Source organism: Cryobacterium sp. Y11 (assembly GCF_002929535.1).
Classification (GTDB): domain Bacteria; phylum Actinomycetota; class Actinomycetes; order Actinomycetales; family Microbacteriaceae; genus Cryobacterium.
On record NZ_PJJO01000057.1, the window covers coordinates 1 to 16,649 of the forward strand.

A 16,649-nucleotide genomic window follows, 5' to 3' on the forward strand; every position below is an offset into this window, starting at 1 on the left:
CCTGTGGGAGAGTAGGACACCGCCGGACTTAACTTAGAAACAAACAAAAAGGCCACCCTCGGGTGGCCTTTTTGCGTTAACCCACACACCGTTGGTCGAAATCTCGACAGGCTCGATCCAAGGCTTGCCTACGAGACCGCCATAAGCACGACCCTGACGGTCTGTGAAACGAGACTGGACCCCTGCGGGGCGACGGGACACTCACTCCTCAGCTCAAACAATGACCCTTTTCCGAGAGGCATCCGCGAAAAGCATGCGGATACCTCCCGGAAAACGGCCATAACTCGACACCCCGCGAAAATCCCGACACCCCGCCCACGTGACTGGCGGGACGGGCGCCCGAACGTGCGCGAGGTCGACGTTCCGACGACCTAACTACGGCCTCGGGAGCGGCGTTCCCCATCCGCTGGCCGAGGTCGACGTCCCGACCGCCTGGCTAAACTTTCCGCGAGCGGCATTCCCCATCCGCTGGTCGAGCTTGCCGAGACCGCAATAGGCACGACGTGACCGGTCTGCGAAACCCGCCTTCTGGCCGATCGAAGAGGCCACGCACTCAGTGCGTGGTCAACTAGCGGTTGGGGAAGCCGTGGGGGAGCCCGGTTAGTACCGGGGCGAGACGTGCGAGGCGCTCACGCTCGAGCAGGAGCGCGGTGTACTCGCGTTCGCGACGAACGGCGGCGACGCCGATCAGAAAGAATTCGGCGGGAGCGTCGGGCAGCGGGGACACAAACGGGGTGACCTCGGCGGCCAGAGCTTGAGCGAGGCGTTCGCGCGTCAAGGACGTCAGGTGGGCGGACTGGCGCAGATACTGGGCGACCCGGCGCGACAAACGGTCGGGCAGCCGGGCGATGTCGACGGTCTGTGACCAGGCCACGAGCGGCTCGGGGAGCGGCCGCGCGACCGCGCGGTTGCGCGGCACGCGCTCGTGCTGACTGTAGGTTCCTGCCATGAGGTCGCCGAGTCGCTTCGAGCGGCCATTGAGTAGTGCGACCGTTGCAGCCAGCCCTCCGACGGTCATCACAATCTCCAGAACGCCGGTGAGGGCACGAATGAACGCGTGCCGCAGGGAAATAGCTCCGCCGTCATCGCGCACGATGCGGGCGCCAATGGCGAGCTTGCCGAGGGAACGGCCCTGCGTGAGGGTTTCGACCAGCACGGGCACGATCAGCAGGGAGAAGACCAGCGCGGCAATCACGACCGCCTGGCTGAGCGCCGCGTCCACGCTCTGACCGAAGGCGACAAAAAAAGCCAGCAAGATGAGCAGGTAGAGGGCCGCGTAGGCGATGGTGTCAATAATCGAGCCCGCAGCCCGCAAGATGACACTGGCCGGCCGCACGTCGAGCGCAACCGCCTCACCCGTCACGAGTTCGTCATCGCGCGCGAGGTCGTCAGCGTCGGAACGGTCAGACAGACGTGAGGTCTCCTTCATGTCTACTATTGAACCAGATGGATCTAGACGCATACACGGCAGCGCATCGCGCCGACTGGGACCGCCTGACCGAGCTTGGTGCCCGGCGGCGTCTGAGCGGTGCCCACGCGGATGAGCTGATCGAGCGATACCAAACCGGCGCCACCCAGCTCTCCGCCATCAAATCCACGGCCGGTTCGACCCTGGAGGGCGACCGGCTGTCGGTCGGTCTGTCGCGGGCGCGGCTGCGTTTCACCGGCGTGAGTACCAACGTTCTGGCCCAGATTCCCCGGTTCTTCCTGGCCCAGCTTCCGGCGGCCCTGTACCGGTTGCGCTGGCTGACCCTCGCGGTCGCGGTCGTGACATTCGCGGTCGCCGCCCTGTACGCCGTGTGGGCGTTCAATGATCCGCGGGTATTGGCCAATCTGGGAACGGATGCCCAACTCGCCCAGATCGCAAATGAAGACTTCGTGGGGTATTACTCGGCGAACCCCGCGGCATCCTTTACCGGGTTGGTCTGGACAAACAACGCCTGGATCGCCGCGCAGTGCATCGCTTTTGGCATCGTCGGGCTCTACGTGCCGTTTATCATCCTGCAAAACGCCATGAACCTCGGGACGACGGCGGCCGTGATGTTCGCCCACGACAAGGGCGACGTGTTCTTTCTCTATATCGCCCCGCACGGGCTTCTCGAGCTCACCGCGATCTTCGTCGCGGCTGCCGGGGGTGTGCTGATTTTCTGGGCCTGGATCGCACCCGGTGCACGAACGCGCGGTCAGGCACTCGCTGAAGATGGCCGCGCCTTGTTCACGGTGGCGATCGGTTTGGTCTTTGTGCTGCTGGTCTCTGGCATTATCGAGGGCTTCGTCACGTCTCAGCCGTGGCCGTGGCCGGTCAAGATTGGCATCGGAGCGGTCGCGCTGGGCGCGTTTCTGACCTACATGATCGTCGTCGGCGGCCGCGCCTACCGCGCCGGTGAAACCGGCGATCTCGACGAGTTCGAGGCCGGCAGCACGCGCATCTACAGCGCCTGAGTTAAAGCCGGCCAGCGGCCTTCAGCGCTATGTATCTGTCGGCGAGGGCTGGTGGAAGCTGCGCGGGGGAGTTGGTGACAACATCCGCTCCCAGCTGGCGGATCGCGGCCGATACGCGGGCCACGTCGAGCAGGGCCCGCTCAGCGGCCGCCGCCCGATAGAGCGCATCACGGTCGCCGCGAGTCGCAGCCGCCTCAACGGTTACCGGGTCGAGAACGGATGCCACAACCACCGTGTGCCGTTTGGTCAGCTGCGGCAGCACCGACAGCAACCCGGTCGACGCGCCAGCCGCGTCGATCGAGGTGAGCAGCACGACCAGGGCGTGCTGGCTCGTGATTGACCGAATCTGGCCGGGCACGGCTGCCCAGTCCATCTCGATCAGTTCCGGGTCGATCAGTGCCATGGAATCGACCATCTGCGACAGGAGTGCAGCCCCGCTGGCGCCCTGCACTCGGCCGCGCACCCGCCGGTCGAAGGCGAGAAAATCCACCCGGTCACCGGCGACCGAGGCGAGGGCGGCGAGCAGCAATGCGGCCTCGAACGCGGTGTCCAGCCGCGGCTCGTTGTCCACGCGGGCCGCTGCCGTGCGCCCGGTATCGAGCAGAATGACCACCCGCCGATCCCGTTCCGGCCGCCAGGTGCGCACCATCACGTCGTTGCGTCTGGCGGTGGCCCGCCAGTCAATCGAGCGCACGTCGTCGCCGCGCACGTATTCGCGCAGGGAGTCGAATTCGGTGCCCGGCCCGCGCACCATCACACTGGTGCGCCCGTCGAGTTCCTTCAGCCGGGTGATGCGCGACGGCAGATGCTTGCGAGCGTGAAACGGTGGCAGAACACGGATGCGCCCCGGCGCGTTTAGGGTCACCTGACGGCTCCAGAGACCCAACGGCCCACGGGAACGCACCGTCACCTGGTCCACTCGACGTTCACCGCGCCGAAACGGGGTCAGCACGAGGGAAATCAGGCGCCGTTCGCCGGGAGGGAGTACAACGGGGCTGCGGTTGTTGCCGGCCCCCGCCGACGGCTGCCAGGCGTCCCGCACCGTGCCGACCAGTCGTCGTCGGCCCGAATTGCTCAGGTACAGCTCGCTGGTGACCGATTCGCCGAGGCGAACACGGGCTGGCAGCATCCGTTCTACCGTCACGGCGCGCGGAGAAGCGGCCAGGGCGAGGTCGATGCCGCCGAGCACGAGCGCGAACAGCAGCCAGACCAGGAGCAGTGCGAATGCCCGAGAGGTGGTGTTTCCGAGCAGCACGATAGGCACGGCGCCGAGGGCGACGAGAAAAACGAACCGTCCGCTGAGCGTCATGCTTAGATCGGAACCTGAACCTGCTGCAGCACGCCGCGCAGAATCGCATCGACCGAGACGCCCTCGAGTTCAGCTTCCGGGCGAAGCTGCACGCGGTGCCGCCAGACGGGCAACACCATCGCCTGCACGTGATCGGGCGTGATCGCGTCGTACCCGCTCAGCCAAGCCCAGGCCTTGGCCGCGGCGAGTAGCGCCGTCGTTCCGCGCGGGCTCACCCCGAGTTTGACCGAGGGGCTCACGCGCGTGGCACGGGCAAGGTCTACGAGGTATGCGAGTACGTCGGCGCTCGAGCCAACCCGAGAAACGGCAGCCTGCGCCGCCGCCAGTTCGGCCGCACCCAGCACCGCCGTGACACCGGCGCCGGCCAGGTCACGCGGGTTGAATCCGGCCGCGTGGCGATGCAGCACCTCGATTTCCTCGGTGCGCTGCGGCACGTCGAGCACGAGCTTGAGCAGAAACCGGTCGAGCTGAGCCTCCGGCAGCGTGTAGGTGCCCTCGTACTCGATCGGGTTCATGGTCGCGGCAACGATGAACGGCTCCGGCAGCTTCAGCGACTCGCCGTCCACACTGACCTGACGTTCCTCCATAGCTTCGAGCAGCGCGGACTGCGTCTTCGGCGGAGTGCGGTTGATCTCGTCGGCGAGCATGATGTTGGTGAACACCGGCCCCCGCCGAAACTCGAATTCGCCGGCTCTCGCATCGTAAATGAGCGACCCGGTCACGTCCCCCGGCATCAGGTCCGGCGTGAACTGGATGCGCTTGGTGTCGAGGCTCAGCGCGTGGCTGAGCGTGCGCACGAGCAGCGTTTTGGCGACCCCCGGAACCCCCTCGAGCAGCACGTGCCCGCGCGCGAGCAGGGCGATGATCAGCCCGGTGACAGCGCCGTCCTGACCGACAACGGCCTTGCCGACCTCGGTACGCACCCGATTCAGCGAGGCGCGCAGGGCCGCGGCGTCTTCGTCGACCGGCATGGGGGTTGGCGTTGTAGGAATCGTCATGGGTCCATTCTTTCGGTTTCCAGATCAGTTGGGGACAGCGCTGGTGGTATAGCGGATGCCACCCCGCCCGTTTCCGGCGCGGCCCCCGCAGCGACGGCCCGGCTGGTCGCGCGTTCCAGAGCCAGCAGCGAATCCGACAGCGCCAGCAGTTGGGCGTCGCTGGTGGGAACAGCCTCGACCAGCACGCTGCGCACCGTGGCCGGCGCGCCCCCGGTGAGCGCGGCGACGGAGCCGATGATCTCCTCCAACGGGGCCAGGCGCCCGAGGCCAACGGTCGTGGCGAGACGCTGCACGGCCCCGATTCGGAGCGCATCGAGGGCGCGGAGTCGGGCATTGCTGCGTGCATACAGCCGGGCGCGACCCTCCATGGTCTCGCTCGCCTTCACCGTGACCGGTAGATTCTCGGCCACGAGCGGTCCGAATCGGCGTCCGCGCCAGAACGCGGCGGCGATGGCGGTCACGCCGAGAAGCAGCAACACCGGGGTCACCCAGCCGGGAGTGAGCGCGGCGAGCGATGGCGGCCCCGTGCGGGGCAGGTCGGCGAGCGTCGGTAGATACCAGATGACGGAATCACTCTGGCCGAGCAGGCCGAGGGCGAGCGCGGCGTTGCCGAAGCCGGCCACGTTCTCGTTGTTGAACACCCGCGGGTCGGCCACCAGGGTGGTGGAGCCGTTCTGCACCACCGAGAACGTGTCTTTTCCGCTCGGAAAACAGCCGGTACCTGAACCAGGGAGCGACAGCGTATTGCCGCCCGGAATGATCTGCTCTGCGCGGTTCGCGGCCGGCAGCGCGCAGTCGGCGACGAGTGATTTGGCGCCAGAGACCCCGCCGAAACCGACAGCCGGTGCCAGTGACTGCAAGGCGAGAAAGTCCGGCGCGACGATGACGGTGCGGGTGGCCAGCCGGGCCAGCTCGGCCAGCTGGGAATCGATCAGATAACCATTCTCGTCGTAGAGCAAAACGGTCGAATTATTCCCGGCCAGGCTGCGCACCTCGGCCAGGGAATCGGCCAGTTGCACGGTGACGCCCTGTTGACGCAGCACCTCGACCAGTGCCATCGAACCGGCCGGTGACGGGTTGTCGCCGGCCAGCGCGCGGCCGACCACGTTGGTGCCGCCGGAGACGAGCACGGCGACGACGGCCACGCCGATGATGCCGGCTCCGGCGATGATCCAGAACGAGGAGCGGCGGAGAAGTGCGCGCAGGGTCGGTGTGGCGATGCTCGCCGCACCGCCATCGGCATCCGTTTCAACACCGACCACGGGCACGCTCACAGCGTTCCCGCCAGCGGGGCGAGCGTCACGGGCGCGTCGGCGCGCAGCTCGGCGTCGAGCGCGGCGAGGGCGCGATACTCCGCCTCGGTACCGGCCCGCTCGAGGTAGCGCACACGGTCGAAGGTATCCGCGGCCTTCGACAAGGCTGTCCCGGCTTGGGGGAAGGCAAGCCCCGCCCGCGCCGCAAAATCGTGCGCCGTTGTGCCGGGGCTGACGGTGAGTATGGTGCGCTCGGCGAGCCCGCGGGCCACGGCGCGAAAGATTTCTTCACAGGCCAGGCTCCACTGCCCTGTGCTGGCAGCGTGAGAAGCCGCCGTGCGCATCTCGGCGCTGCTGCGCTGGTCGACCGCGCCGAACAGCGCGCTGCCAGCCCGTCGTCGCCGAGCGAGGCGGGGAGCTCCAAACACCAGCCAGCTCGCCAGGAGGGCCGCGACCACGACCAGCGTTGCCAGAACCGGCAGCCAGTTGGCGCCGCCATCTCCCGGCAGCGTCAGCGATTGCAGCCAGTCCAGAAAAGCCTGCGACGCCCGGTCGAACCAGGTCGGTCTGGCCGCGGCGTATGGGGCCTTGGCGAGTTCCTCGCGCAGCCAGCTGCGGGCATCCGGCGCGTCGGGATCAACCGGCACCTCAACCGCGCCGAGGAGCAGCACCCACGCCGCGGTCATGGCGCCGAGGGCCCGGGCACCAGATACGGGTCAGGCAGGTCGAGGCCCTGCGCCGCCGACTCGACGTAGCGGGCGAGCTCCAAATCGAGGCCCTCCTTGCGCATGCGCAGGTCCAGATAGATCAGTGCGACGGCCGCCGACTGCACGACCGCGGCCACCGCCGCAATCGGGATGGCAATGAGCAGCGAGACCACGAGGGTGATGATCGACGACTCTTCGAGGAACGCACCCGTGGGGTCGACCAGCACGGTTCCGAAACCGAGCACGATCGAGACCGGAAGGCTGACGACCTGGCTGATCACCTGCACGATCAGGCCGACCAGCAGCAGCACGCCCAGGGTACGCCAGAAATAGCCGCGAGTGAGCGACCACGACCGAATAACGGATGCCCGCACACCCATTTTTTCGAGCACGATCAGGCTCGGTACCATGCTGGTTTTGGTATAGATGAACGCGCTCGCCGCCATGAGCAGCAAGCCGCCGAACACGCCGATCAGTACACCGGACACGATGCCAGCAACCCCGCCAACGGTGACCAGAAGCACCACGATGCCGCTGATGACGGCCACGGCGAGCAGCAGCGCGGCGGTAATCAGCAGGGTCCAGAGGGCGAGTGGCCAGAGGCGAGTCGCCGCTTTGCGCCACAGGGCGCCGAGGCGTTGCTTTTCGCCGAGGGTTGCGCGGGCCACCTCGACCACGATGATGGCCTGTAACAGGGCGGAGGCGATGATTGACAGGGCGATCGGAATGATGGTGAACAGCACGCCGGTCAGTATCGATCCGGCGGCGACGGTGTCCTGCTGGTCGAGCGGGGCGCTATCGATCCGGTCTACGGCCCAGAACGTGACCAGCCCGACTACCAGCACGGTGACGAGCATGATTGCCGACTGAATGATCAGGCTGCTGCCGAACGTGGCCTTGGGGTTGCGTCGCAACACCTGAAAGGATGCCGCGAGCAGCGTGCCGAAACCGATCGGTCGCAGCGGGATCAGTCCGGGCTTGGGTGGGGGTGTCCAGCCCTGCTGCGCCCCGGGGTGCTGGTATGGGGGTGGCGTTCCCAACGCCCCGTACTGGGGCGGAACCGGGGAATCGGGGGCTTGCCAGTTGTCGGTCACCGTTCCATGCTGGCATACTTAACTGCGCAAAATGCGTGAGCGGCCAATCCGTCAGTGCACCCTTGGTACTGTTATGCCAGACTTTGGCCTACTTAATGGACAATCTGCTGCTGAGTAGGGCATGTGCAGAACAGACGCTTGTAGAATCGCGCGACGAGAGAGACCCATGACCGCACGCATTTTGGTTATCGATGACGATACCGCCCTGTCCGAAATGATCGGTATTGTTTTGCACGGGGAGGGTTTTACCCCGGGCTTCTGCGCTGACGGATCGCTTGCCCTCGAGGCTTTTCGAACCGAGAAGCCGGACCTGATCCTGCTCGACCTCATGCTCCCCGGCCTCGACGGCATCGAGGTCTGCCGCCTGATCCGGGCCGAGTCCGGCGTGCCCATCATTATGCTCACCGCTCGCTCCGACACCACAGACGTGGTCAAGGGCTTGGAGTCCGGCGCCGACGACTACATGGTCAAGCCGTTTAACCCCAAGGAGCTCGTTGCCCGCATCCGCACCCGGCTGCGTCCGCCAGCGGTTAATGGTGCGCTGAGCCTGCGCATCGGTGACCTGGTCGTGAATGCCGTCGGTCACGAGGTCAGCCGCGGCCAGACCGCAATCAACCTCACGCCGCTCGAATTCGATCTGCTCCTGGCCCTCGCCGCCAAACCCCAGCAGGTGTTCACCCGTGAAATGCTGCTGGAGCAGGTCTGGGGTTACCACTACAAGGCAGACACCCGATTGGTCAACGTGCACGTGCAACGGTTGCGCGCCAAGGTGGAGCACGACCCAGACAACCCGAAAATCGTCATGACGGTGCGCGGCGTCGGCTACCGCGCCGGTACTGTCAGCTAGCCAACGATGAACGCCACCCTGCAGAAACGGTTCGGCTGCTCGTGCCGCAGCTAACGTATTGGAGCCGGCCGCGCAATTGGCCCAGGCTGGTGCGCGCATCCTGGCGTTCCTCGCTGCAATTTCGTACCGTCACAATTTCGGCTGCCCTCTCCGGAGTGGCCATTCTGGTGGTAGGCGTGTACATGTCGGTCAGTATCGGCAACGACCTGTTCCAGTCCCGGCTCAGCCAGGTGCTGCTCGACTCGAATCGAGCCACGAGCGCAGCCCAAAGCCTGTTCGACTCCTCCGACGCGATCGATCGGGTGCAGGTGCAGAACCTGCTCAGTTCGGCCCGCACCTCCATTTCGGCGACCTCGTCGAGTCGGCTGATTGCCGTGCTCCGGGTGCCCGGTCAGGATCCGTCGACCGTCGCGCCGCTTGACTCGTCGACGTTCGGCCAATCGACCGGCGTCATCGGCACCGACCTGCGCTCCCAGGTGCAGGGCAACAACGGGGAACAGTTCTGGCAATCGGTCAGCCTGATCGGCGACGCTGCTGCGACCATCCCGGGAATCGTGGTCGGGTCGCAGATCACCGTTCCGGTGGCTGGCAGCTACGAGCTGTACATTGCGTACAGCCTGCAAGATGCCGAGGCAACGCTGTTGTTCGTGCAGCAGACCCTCGGCGTTGCCGGCGTCGCCCTGGTGCTGCTGATCGGCGCGGTGTCCTGGATCGTCGTGCGTTTCGTCGTGACGCCGCTGCGGGTCGCGGCCGAGACCAGTCAGAAGCTCGCCTCCGGAGACCTCGCTGTGCGCATTCCGGAGAAGGGCGAAGATGTGATCGCCACGCTGGCTCGCTCCTTCAACGGCATGGCCGACAGCCTGCAGAGCCAGATTCGTGAGCTCGCTGACCTGTCAGAGGTGCAACAACGCTTCGTGTCGGATGTCTCGCACGAGCTGCGCACGCCGCTCACGACCATCCGTTTGGCCGGAGATGTGCTCTACGACCAGCGGGCGAGTTTTCCCCCGGCGACCGGACGAACGGCCGAACTGCTCCATACTCAGGTGGAACGGTTCGAACTGCTACTGAGCGACCTGCTTGAAATTAGCCGCTACGACGCCGGGTCGGTGCAGCTTGAGAGCGAACCGACCAACCTGGTCTACCTCGCCGAAGATGCCATCGACAGCCTGCGCTCGCTGGCCGAGACCAAGGGGAGTGACCTGCGTCTGGTCGCCCCCGGCGGGTATCTCAACGCCGACGTCGACCCGCGGCGCATTCGACGGGTGCTGCAGAACCTCATCGGCAATGCCATCGAGCACGGGGAGGGACAGCCCGTCGTGGTCTCGGTCGACAGCGACGTCCAGGCGGTCGCGATCGCCGTGCGCGACTTTGGGCTCGGCATGAGCCAGGCCGAGGTTGCGCACGTGTTTGACCGGTTCTGGCGGGCCGATCCGTCCCGCCAGCGCACGATTGGCGGTACCGGTTTGGGCCTGGCCATTGCCCGCGAAGATGCCAGCGTGCACAACGGATGGCTGCAAGTCTGGTCCAGTCCCGGCGCGGGTTCCTGCTTTCGACTGACCCTGCCGCGCACGAAGGGGGCCGTTTTAGAATCGTCGCCCCTTCCGCTACCGCCGCACGACGTCACGGCGGCGCGGGGCGAGACCGGGCACGTTCCTGAACGAGGAGGGGGAGAGCATGTTTAGCCGACCAGTCCGACGTGTTCCCGCCTTGGTGCTCGCCGTAGCCCTGGCCGTCGGGCTCGTTGGCTGCACCGGCATTCCCCGCGACGGCATCGTCTATGCCGGCAACGAGGTCGCCCCCGACGACAACCCGGCCCCGGTCTTTCTGCCCTCGCGGCCGCAGAAGGACGCGTCGATGGAGTCCATTCTGCTCGGGTTCATCGACGCCTCCTCCAGCCCCGAAAATAATTATCAAATCGCCCGGGAATTCCTCACCCCGGAATTCGCCTCGGCCTGGGATCCGAGCATCGGGGTGACCGTCGACGACGGAACGGGGCGCACCCTGAACGAACTCGACGCCAGCACGACACTCGTCGCGGTGACGCCGATCGCCGAGGTAAGCGTGACCGGGGAATATCGCGAAGTCGACGCTACCCCGCTGCCACTCCGCTACGAGTTCACGCAGATCGGCGGTCAGTGGCGCATCAGCGTCGCCCCGAACGGTACCGTCATTGATGAGAACACGTTCAATGACGTGTTCAGCGCCCAACCGGTGTACTTCTACGATCCCGGCTTTCGGTTCCTCGTGCCGGATTTGCGCTGGTTCCCGCGCGGCGCATCCGCCCCGACCAAACTGGTCAACGCCGTGCTGAATGGCCCCAGCGCCTGGCTGGCTGGCGCGGTTGTCACCGCGTTTCCCGAAGGTTCCACGCTCACCGCGGATGCCGTGCAGGTGGTCGGGCGCGAAGCCATGGTCGATCTGAACAGCGAGGCACTGAGCGCAGATCGGCAAACCCTGCAGCGCATGAAGGTGCAACTGGCGGCGAGCCTGCCCACCGGTCTCTCGGTCGAGATCACGATCGACCAGAACTCGCAAACCATCGACGAGCTCAGCTCGGCGGGGCCCATCGTCAACCCTCGCGTCGACGCCAGGGCGCTTGTGCTGCGCGGTGAGGAGTTCGGTTTTCTCGCCGCAACCGGAGAGACCATCACCCCCATCGACGGTCTGTCTGACACCATCGTCGGTTTGGCGCCGACGGCGGTGACGCTCTCATCGGGTCAAGGAACGGCCGCGGTGCTCGCCGCCGGCGGCGTGTACGTCGTTCGAACCGGAGACGACCCACAACTGCTCGACTCCCGTTCGGGCCTGCTGGCGCCGTCGATCGACAACGACCGGTTCGTCTGGTCGGTTCCGGCCAACGACCCGAGCGCGCTCCTGGTGTACGACCCTGCGGGGGAGGCGACCGCGTTGCAGACTCCCTGGCCGGAGGCCACATCGATCACCGCGTTGAAAATCTCTCGGGACGGCGCCCGGCTGATCGCCCTGCTCGGCACCGGTTCCCAAACCCGGTTCGTCGTCGCATCCATTATGCGCACCGGATCGGTACCGACCGGCATCGGCGCACCGGTGCTGCTCGCCTCGGACGGCGGAGTTGGCCTCGACGCGACCTGGGTCGATGAATTGACCGTCGCCTCGCTCAGCACCCTGACGAGCGGCACTGAACGCATTGTCGCGCAGCAGATCGGCGGTGTGAGCGGGGCCCTCGAATCGCCGGCGAGCAGCGAGTTCATCGTCGGCAGCAACTCGGTGCGAGACTTGCGTGCGCTCTCGAGCACCGGAAGTCTCGAGGTGCAGCGCGGCGTTGGCTGGCAGGCCCGGATCGACGACGTGACGCTGCTGGCCACCCAGCAGGGCATCGGCGGCTGATCCTCCGCCCGGGCTGCAGCAGCCGGCGTGGTCCGCGCCAGCGCGGCGTCTCCTCCACAGGCAGTACCGCGCCCGGTTCTGCACACATGGGTGCCCCGGCAGCCGGCGCGTGCGCCACCGGGCCACACTGCTCCCATGACCCGGCGGCTGCGCGATCAACTCACCCGGGCGAGCCTCGATGCCTGGGCGGTAGCGCTGCCAACCGAGTGCAGCGGATGCGGCCGCGCCGACCGTGCGCTCTGCGCCGCCTGCCGTCGCGCCCTGCAGCCCGACGTGCACCCGGTCACTCGTGACGACGTTCTGATCTGGTCGGCCCTGACCTATGAGGGGGTCGCACGCCAGGTCATCGCGGCCTACAAAGACGGCGGGCGAACGGATGCCGCTGCCGCACTCGCGATGCCCCTGCGCGCAGCCATCGTGGCCGCGCTCGCCGCGGTGCCGAGCAGCGCGGTACCGAGCAGTATGCGGCCCGACAGTGCCGCGTCACGTGTTCCCCGGCTGATCGACCCCGGGGTGTACCTGGTCACCGTTCCGTCGTCACGCAGTGCCTGGCGTCTCCGCGGCTACCACCCCGTTGACACCCTGCTCCATCGCGCGGGCCTCCGAGCGACCCCGTTGCTGGCTCAACGCGGCGACACCGTCGATCAGGTGGGCCTCGGCCGTGCCGCGCGAGCCGCGAACAAGAGCCGAAGTCTTCTCGCGCGGCATCCGCTCGACGGGTTTGCGGTGATTCTCGTCGACGACATCGTGACGACGGGGGCGACGCTGCTCGAGGCGCGCCGCGCCGTGTTCGCGGCCGGCGGTACCGTCGTAGGGCTGGCTACACTGGCCGAAACACGCCGCCTGCTGCCTCGGTAAATGCGCACTCGGCAAACTCATCAACAAATACTGTGACATATCCGATCGCCCCGGCTACGGTTGAAACAAAGGCGCGTAATGATCGCCCGGTTTGAGGGTGGTCCGCCAAACTGGAGGTCGTCATGGAAACAAACATCGTCGGACGCAACCTTGGGATCACCGATCGCTTCCGGGATTACGCGACGGAGAAGGCCGAGAAAATAGCCCTCCTCGCCGACAAGATCGTCGCTCTCGAGATCAAGGTCAGCCGTCACCACGAGAAGAACGGCGCAGCCGCCGGCAATGACCGGGTCGAACTCACCCTGATCGGCAAGGGCCCACTGGTGCGGGCCGAAGCAGACGGATCCGACAAATACGCCGCCTTCGACGTGGCGCTGGGTCGCCTGCTCGAACGCGTTCGTCGGGCCAAGGACCGCAAGAAGGTGCACCGCGGTGGTGCCCACCGCCCGACCTCGCTGCACGAGGCAGCCTCGGTCGGCTTCAGCGTCATCGACATCGTTCCGGCCAACCCGGAAACGCTCGAACGGGTGCGCACCGGCGCGATTCCGATCGTGCAAGCGGATGCCCCGGCTGCCGTCGAAGAAGACGAGTACTGCCCCGTTGTCATCCGTCGCAAGGTTTTCGCCGCCGCGCCCATGTCCGTCGACGATGCGCTCTACTTCATGGAACTCGTCGGCCACGACTTCTATCTGTTTCAGGACATCGAAACCAACCGTCCCAGCGTGGTGTACCGCCGCAAGGGCTGGGACTACGGAGTCATCGAGCTCGACGGTTCGTCCAGTGAGTTGCGGGAGGCTGTGCCCGTTGCCAGCGAGCGTGGCAACTGACCAACTAGCATTGCCTTAGTTGCCGACCAGGTCGGCGCTCTGGCAGCCGCCAGACGATAAGCGCACGCATGCGCGGGAACAGTCCACCGCTCCCGCGCATGCGTGCACCGTTTGACTAGTGGAGTACATTCGTGGCGTCAATTCTTGAAAAGGTTCTTCGTGTTGGCGAGGGTCGCGTTCTGCGCCGCCTGGAAAACTATGCGAAAGCCATCAACGCGCTGGAAGAAGATTTCCACGAGCTCACCGACGAGGAGCTGAAGAACGAGACCGTCACCCTTCGGGAGCGGTACTCCAACGGCGAATCACTCGACGACCTGCTGCCAGAGGCATTCGCCGCCGTGCGCGAGGCGAGCACCCGCACCCTGGGGCTGCGTCACTTCGACGTGCAACTCATGGGTGGAGCTGCCCTTCATCTCGGCAACATCGCCGAGATGAAGACCGGTGAAGGTAAGACGCTGGTCGCCACCACCGCTGCTTACCTCAACGCGATCAGCAGCCGCGGCGTGCACGTCATCACGGTCAACGACTACCTGGCGAGCTACCAGAGTGAACTCATGGGTCGCGTTTTTCGCGCGCTGGGAATGACGACTGGATGCATCGTATCCGGCCAGACTCCGGCTCAACGCCGCGAAATGTATGCCGCTGACATTACCTACGGCACCAACAACGAATTCGGTTTCGACTACCTGCGCGACAATATGGCGTGGCAGGCCAGTGACATGGTGCAGCGCGGGCACTATTTCGCCATCGTCGACGAAGTCGACTCGATCCTCATCGACGAGGCTCGCACCCCGCTGATCATTTCCGGGCCGGCTTCCGGCGAAGCGAACCGCTGGTTCAACGAGTTCGCCAGCCTGGCCAAGCGCCTGGTGCCCGATGAAGACTTCGAGGTCGACGAGAAGAAGCGCACCATCGGTGTGCTCGAGCCTGGCATCGAAAAGGTCGAGGACTACCTCGGGATCGACAACCTCTACGAGTCGGCCAACACCCCGCTGATCTCCTTTTTGAATAACGCCATCAAGGCGAACGCCCTGTTCAAGAAAGACAAGGACTACGTCGTTATGAACGGCGAGGTGCTCATCGTCGACGAGCACACCGGCCGTATTCTGATGGGCCGCCGCTACAACGAGGGAATCCACCAGGCCATCGAAGCCAAGGAGGGTGTCGCAGTCAAGGCCGAGAACCAGACCCTGGCCACCGTCACCCTGCAGAACTACTTCCGCCTGTACTCGAAGATCTCCGGTATGACCGGAACGGCCGAGACCGAAGCTGCCGAGTTCATGAGCACCTACAAGCTCGGCGTTGTGGCCATTCCCACCAATAAGCCGATGAAACGTCTCGATCAGTCCGACCTGATCTACAAGAACGAAGAGTCTAAGTTTCGTCAGGTCGTTGAAGACATCGCCCTGCGCCACGAGGCTGGGCAGCCGGTTCTGGTTGGTACGACGAGCGTTGAAAAGAGTGAATACCTCTCCCGGATGCTGGCCAAGAAGGGTGTGCGGCATGAGGTGCTGAACGCGAAGAACCACGCGCGCGAAGCCGCGATCGTGGCGCAGGCCGGCCGACTCGGTTCGGTCACGGTGGCCACCAACATGGCCGGTCGTGGTACCGACGTTATGCTCGGCGGTAATGCTGAATTTCTCGCCGTCGCCGAGATGAATGCCAAGGGCCTCAGCCCGGTCGAGACCCCCGACGAATATGAGCTCGCCTGGGACGACGTGTTCAGCACCGTCAAGGCGGGTGTAGCCGAAGAGGCAGACAAAGTCATCGCCGCCGGTGGACTCTACGTGCTCGGTACCGAACGCCATGAGTCACGCCGCATCGACAACCAGCTACGCGGACGTAGCGGGCGCCAGGGCGACCCGGGCGAAAGCCGCTTCTACCTCTCTCTCACCGACGACCTGATGCGCCTGTTCAACGCCGGCGCCGCTGAGGCTCTGATGGGTCGCCAGGGTGTGCCAGACGATATGGCTATCGAATCTAAGGTCGTCAGTCGCGCCATCCGCAGTGCCCAGTCGCAGGTCGAAGGTCGCAACGCCGAGATCCGCAAGAACGTGCTCAAGTATGACGACGTGCTCAACCGCCAGCGCGAAGCCATCTATGGCGACCGCCGCCACATTCTTGAGGGCGACGACTTGCACGAGCGCACCCAGACGTTCCTCACCAACGTCATTGACGAGGTACTCGACGTGCACGCCGGCCAGGGCAACGGCGACGACTGGGACTTCGACGCCATGTGGACCGAGCTGAAGACCCTCTACCCGGTTGGTCTGACCATCGACGAGGTTGTCGCCGAAGCCGGCGATAAGGGCAAAATCAACCGCGACTTCATGCGCCGCGAAATTCTCTCCGACGCCAAACTCGCCTACTCGCGCCGGGAAGATTCCCTCGGATCCCCGGCCATGCGCGAGCTCGAACGCCGCGTGGTGCTCTCGGTCATCGACCGCCGCTGGCGCGATCACCTCTACGAGATGGACTACCTGAAAGACGGCATTGGCCTGCGCGCCATGGCGCAGCGCGATCCGCTGGTCGAATACCAGCGTGAGGGTTTCGCGATGTTTCAGCAGATGATGGGGCAAATTCGCGAGGAGACCGTCGGATTCTTGTTCAACCTTGAGGTCGAGGTGACGGCGGGTGCCGGAGCGGTAACCGGACCGGTCGTCGCTGCCAAGGGGCTCACACCGGGCGACGCCGCGGAGGAGAAGCTCAGCTATACCGCACCGAGCGACTCGGGCGGGGTTGAGGTACGCAACGAGCGCGGCCAGATTCAGCAAGCCGCCACCGACCGGGCCCGTCGTACCGCCACGGCCGCCACGGCGAGCGAGGAGCCGGCCGCGCCAGCCGGACCGCCCCAGCGTGGAGCCTTCGGTCAGAAAACCGAGGGGGCAGCTCCGGTGAACCGGGCCGAGCGACGCTCGCAGGGTAAGAAGACGACGTAGCCGGCGGAG

Annotated in this window: 13 protein-coding genes; 7 read left to right on the plus strand and 6 right to left on the minus strand. The window is 65.7% G+C overall.

Annotated elements, in window-relative coordinates; translation table 11 throughout:
• Positions 1-568: 568 nt before the first annotated feature.
• The gene (locus tag CXY75_RS10650) at positions 569-1,429 is read right to left on the minus strand and encodes an RDD family protein (protein WP_104082807.1); all 861 of its coding nucleotides are present in this window, start codon (positions 1,427-1,429) and stop codon (positions 569-571) included.
• A 17-nt stretch (positions 1,430-1,446) separates the two neighbouring features.
• Here CXY75_RS10650 and CXY75_RS10655 point away from each other — a divergent pair, with 17 nt between their 5' ends.
• Positions 1,447-2,442, plus strand: a complete 996-nt coding sequence (locus CXY75_RS10655) for a stage II sporulation protein M (protein ID WP_104082808.1) — start codon at positions 1,447-1,449, stop codon at positions 2,440-2,442.
• A 1-nt stretch (position 2,443) separates the two neighbouring features.
• On the opposite strand, the gene CXY75_RS10660 is transcribed toward CXY75_RS10655, so the two are convergent.
• From CXY75_RS10660 to CXY75_RS10680, 5 genes are read right to left on the minus strand one after another with little or no spacing between them, the layout of a single operon-like run.
• Positions 2,444-3,751, minus strand: coding sequence for a DUF58 domain-containing protein (locus CXY75_RS10660; RefSeq protein WP_104082809.1), 1,308 nt, complete (start codon positions 3,749-3,751; stop codon positions 2,444-2,446).
• A 2-nt stretch (positions 3,752-3,753) separates the two neighbouring features.
• Positions 3,754-4,749, minus strand: coding sequence for an AAA family ATPase (locus CXY75_RS10665; RefSeq protein WP_369826712.1), 996 nt, complete (start codon positions 4,747-4,749; stop codon positions 3,754-3,756).
• On the minus strand, positions 4,746-6,023 hold the full coding sequence (locus CXY75_RS10670) for a DUF4350 domain-containing protein (protein WP_199182429.1): 1,278 nt from the start codon (positions 6,021-6,023) through the stop codon (positions 4,746-4,748). The genes CXY75_RS10665 and CXY75_RS10670 overlap by 4 nt, the downstream gene beginning before the upstream one ends.
• On the minus strand, positions 6,020-6,688 hold the full coding sequence (locus CXY75_RS10675; RefSeq protein WP_104082811.1) for a DUF4129 domain-containing protein: 669 nt from the start codon (positions 6,686-6,688) through the stop codon (positions 6,020-6,022). Before CXY75_RS10675 ends, CXY75_RS10670 begins: the two co-directional genes overlap by 4 nt.
• On the minus strand, positions 6,685-7,803 hold the full coding sequence (locus CXY75_RS10680; RefSeq protein WP_104082812.1) for a hypothetical protein: 1,119 nt from the start codon (positions 7,801-7,803) through the stop codon (positions 6,685-6,687). The genes CXY75_RS10675 and CXY75_RS10680 overlap by 4 nt, the downstream gene beginning before the upstream one ends.
• Positions 7,804-7,969: 166 nt before the next feature.
• Here CXY75_RS10680 and mtrA point away from each other — a divergent pair, with 166 nt between their 5' ends.
• The 6 genes from mtrA (at position 7,970) to secA (ending at position 16,640) form a co-directional block, all read left to right on the plus strand.
• Entirely contained in the window at positions 7,970-8,650 is a 681-nt protein-coding gene (mtrA, locus tag CXY75_RS10685; RefSeq protein WP_104082813.1) for an MtrAB system response regulator MtrA, read from the plus strand.
• 89 nt (positions 8,651-8,739) lie between these two features.
• Positions 8,740-10,332, plus strand: a complete 1,593-nt coding sequence (mtrB, locus tag CXY75_RS10690; RefSeq protein WP_233201845.1) for an MtrAB system histidine kinase MtrB — start codon at positions 8,740-8,742, stop codon at positions 10,330-10,332.
• Positions 10,325-12,016: an LpqB family beta-propeller domain-containing protein gene (locus tag CXY75_RS10695; protein ID WP_104082814.1), complete on the plus strand. Its 1,692-nt coding sequence runs from the start codon at positions 10,325-10,327 to the stop codon at positions 12,014-12,016. Before mtrB ends, CXY75_RS10695 begins: the two co-directional genes overlap by 8 nt.
• 135 nt (positions 12,017-12,151) lie before the next feature.
• On the plus strand, positions 12,152-12,874 hold the full coding sequence (locus CXY75_RS10700; protein ID WP_104082815.1) for a ComF family protein: 723 nt from the start codon (positions 12,152-12,154) through the stop codon (positions 12,872-12,874).
• Positions 12,875-12,996: 122 nt separating this feature from the next.
• Positions 12,997-13,701, plus strand: coding sequence for a ribosome hibernation-promoting factor, HPF/YfiA family (gene hpf, locus CXY75_RS10705; RefSeq protein WP_104082816.1), 705 nt, complete (start codon positions 12,997-12,999; stop codon positions 13,699-13,701).
• 131 nt (positions 13,702-13,832) lie between these two features.
• Positions 13,833-16,640, plus strand: coding sequence for a preprotein translocase subunit SecA (secA, locus tag CXY75_RS10710; protein WP_104082817.1), 2,808 nt, complete (start codon positions 13,833-13,835; stop codon positions 16,638-16,640).
• The last annotated feature ends 9 nt before the right edge of the window (positions 16,641-16,649 follow it).

Coding starts and splice junctions, on each gene's coding strand:
- CXY75_RS10700 (WP_104082815.1), top strand. CDS start 12,152: ATGACCCGGCGGCTGCGCGATCAACTCACCCGGGCGAGCCTCGATGCC.
- CXY75_RS10660 (WP_104082809.1), bottom strand. CDS start 3,751: ATGACGCTCAGCGGACGGTTCGTTTTTCTCGTCGCCCTCGGCGCCGTG.
- CXY75_RS10655 (WP_104082808.1), top strand. CDS start 1,447: ATGGATCTAGACGCATACACGGCAGCGCATCGCGCCGACTGGGACCGC.
- hpf (WP_104082816.1), top strand. CDS start 12,997: ATGGAAACAAACATCGTCGGACGCAACCTTGGGATCACCGATCGCTTC.
- CXY75_RS10675 (WP_104082811.1), bottom strand. CDS start 6,688: ATGACCGCGGCGTGGGTGCTGCTCCTCGGCGCGGTTGAGGTGCCGGTT.
- CXY75_RS10665 (WP_369826712.1), bottom strand. CDS start 4,749: ATGACGATTCCTACAACGCCAACCCCCATGCCGGTCGACGAAGACGCC.
- CXY75_RS10695 (WP_104082814.1), top strand. CDS start 10,325: ATGTTTAGCCGACCAGTCCGACGTGTTCCCGCCTTGGTGCTCGCCGTA.
- CXY75_RS10650 (WP_104082807.1), bottom strand. CDS start 1,429: ATGAAGGAGACCTCACGTCTGTCTGACCGTTCCGACGCTGACGACCTC.
- mtrA (WP_104082813.1), top strand. CDS start 7,970: ATGACCGCACGCATTTTGGTTATCGATGACGATACCGCCCTGTCCGAA.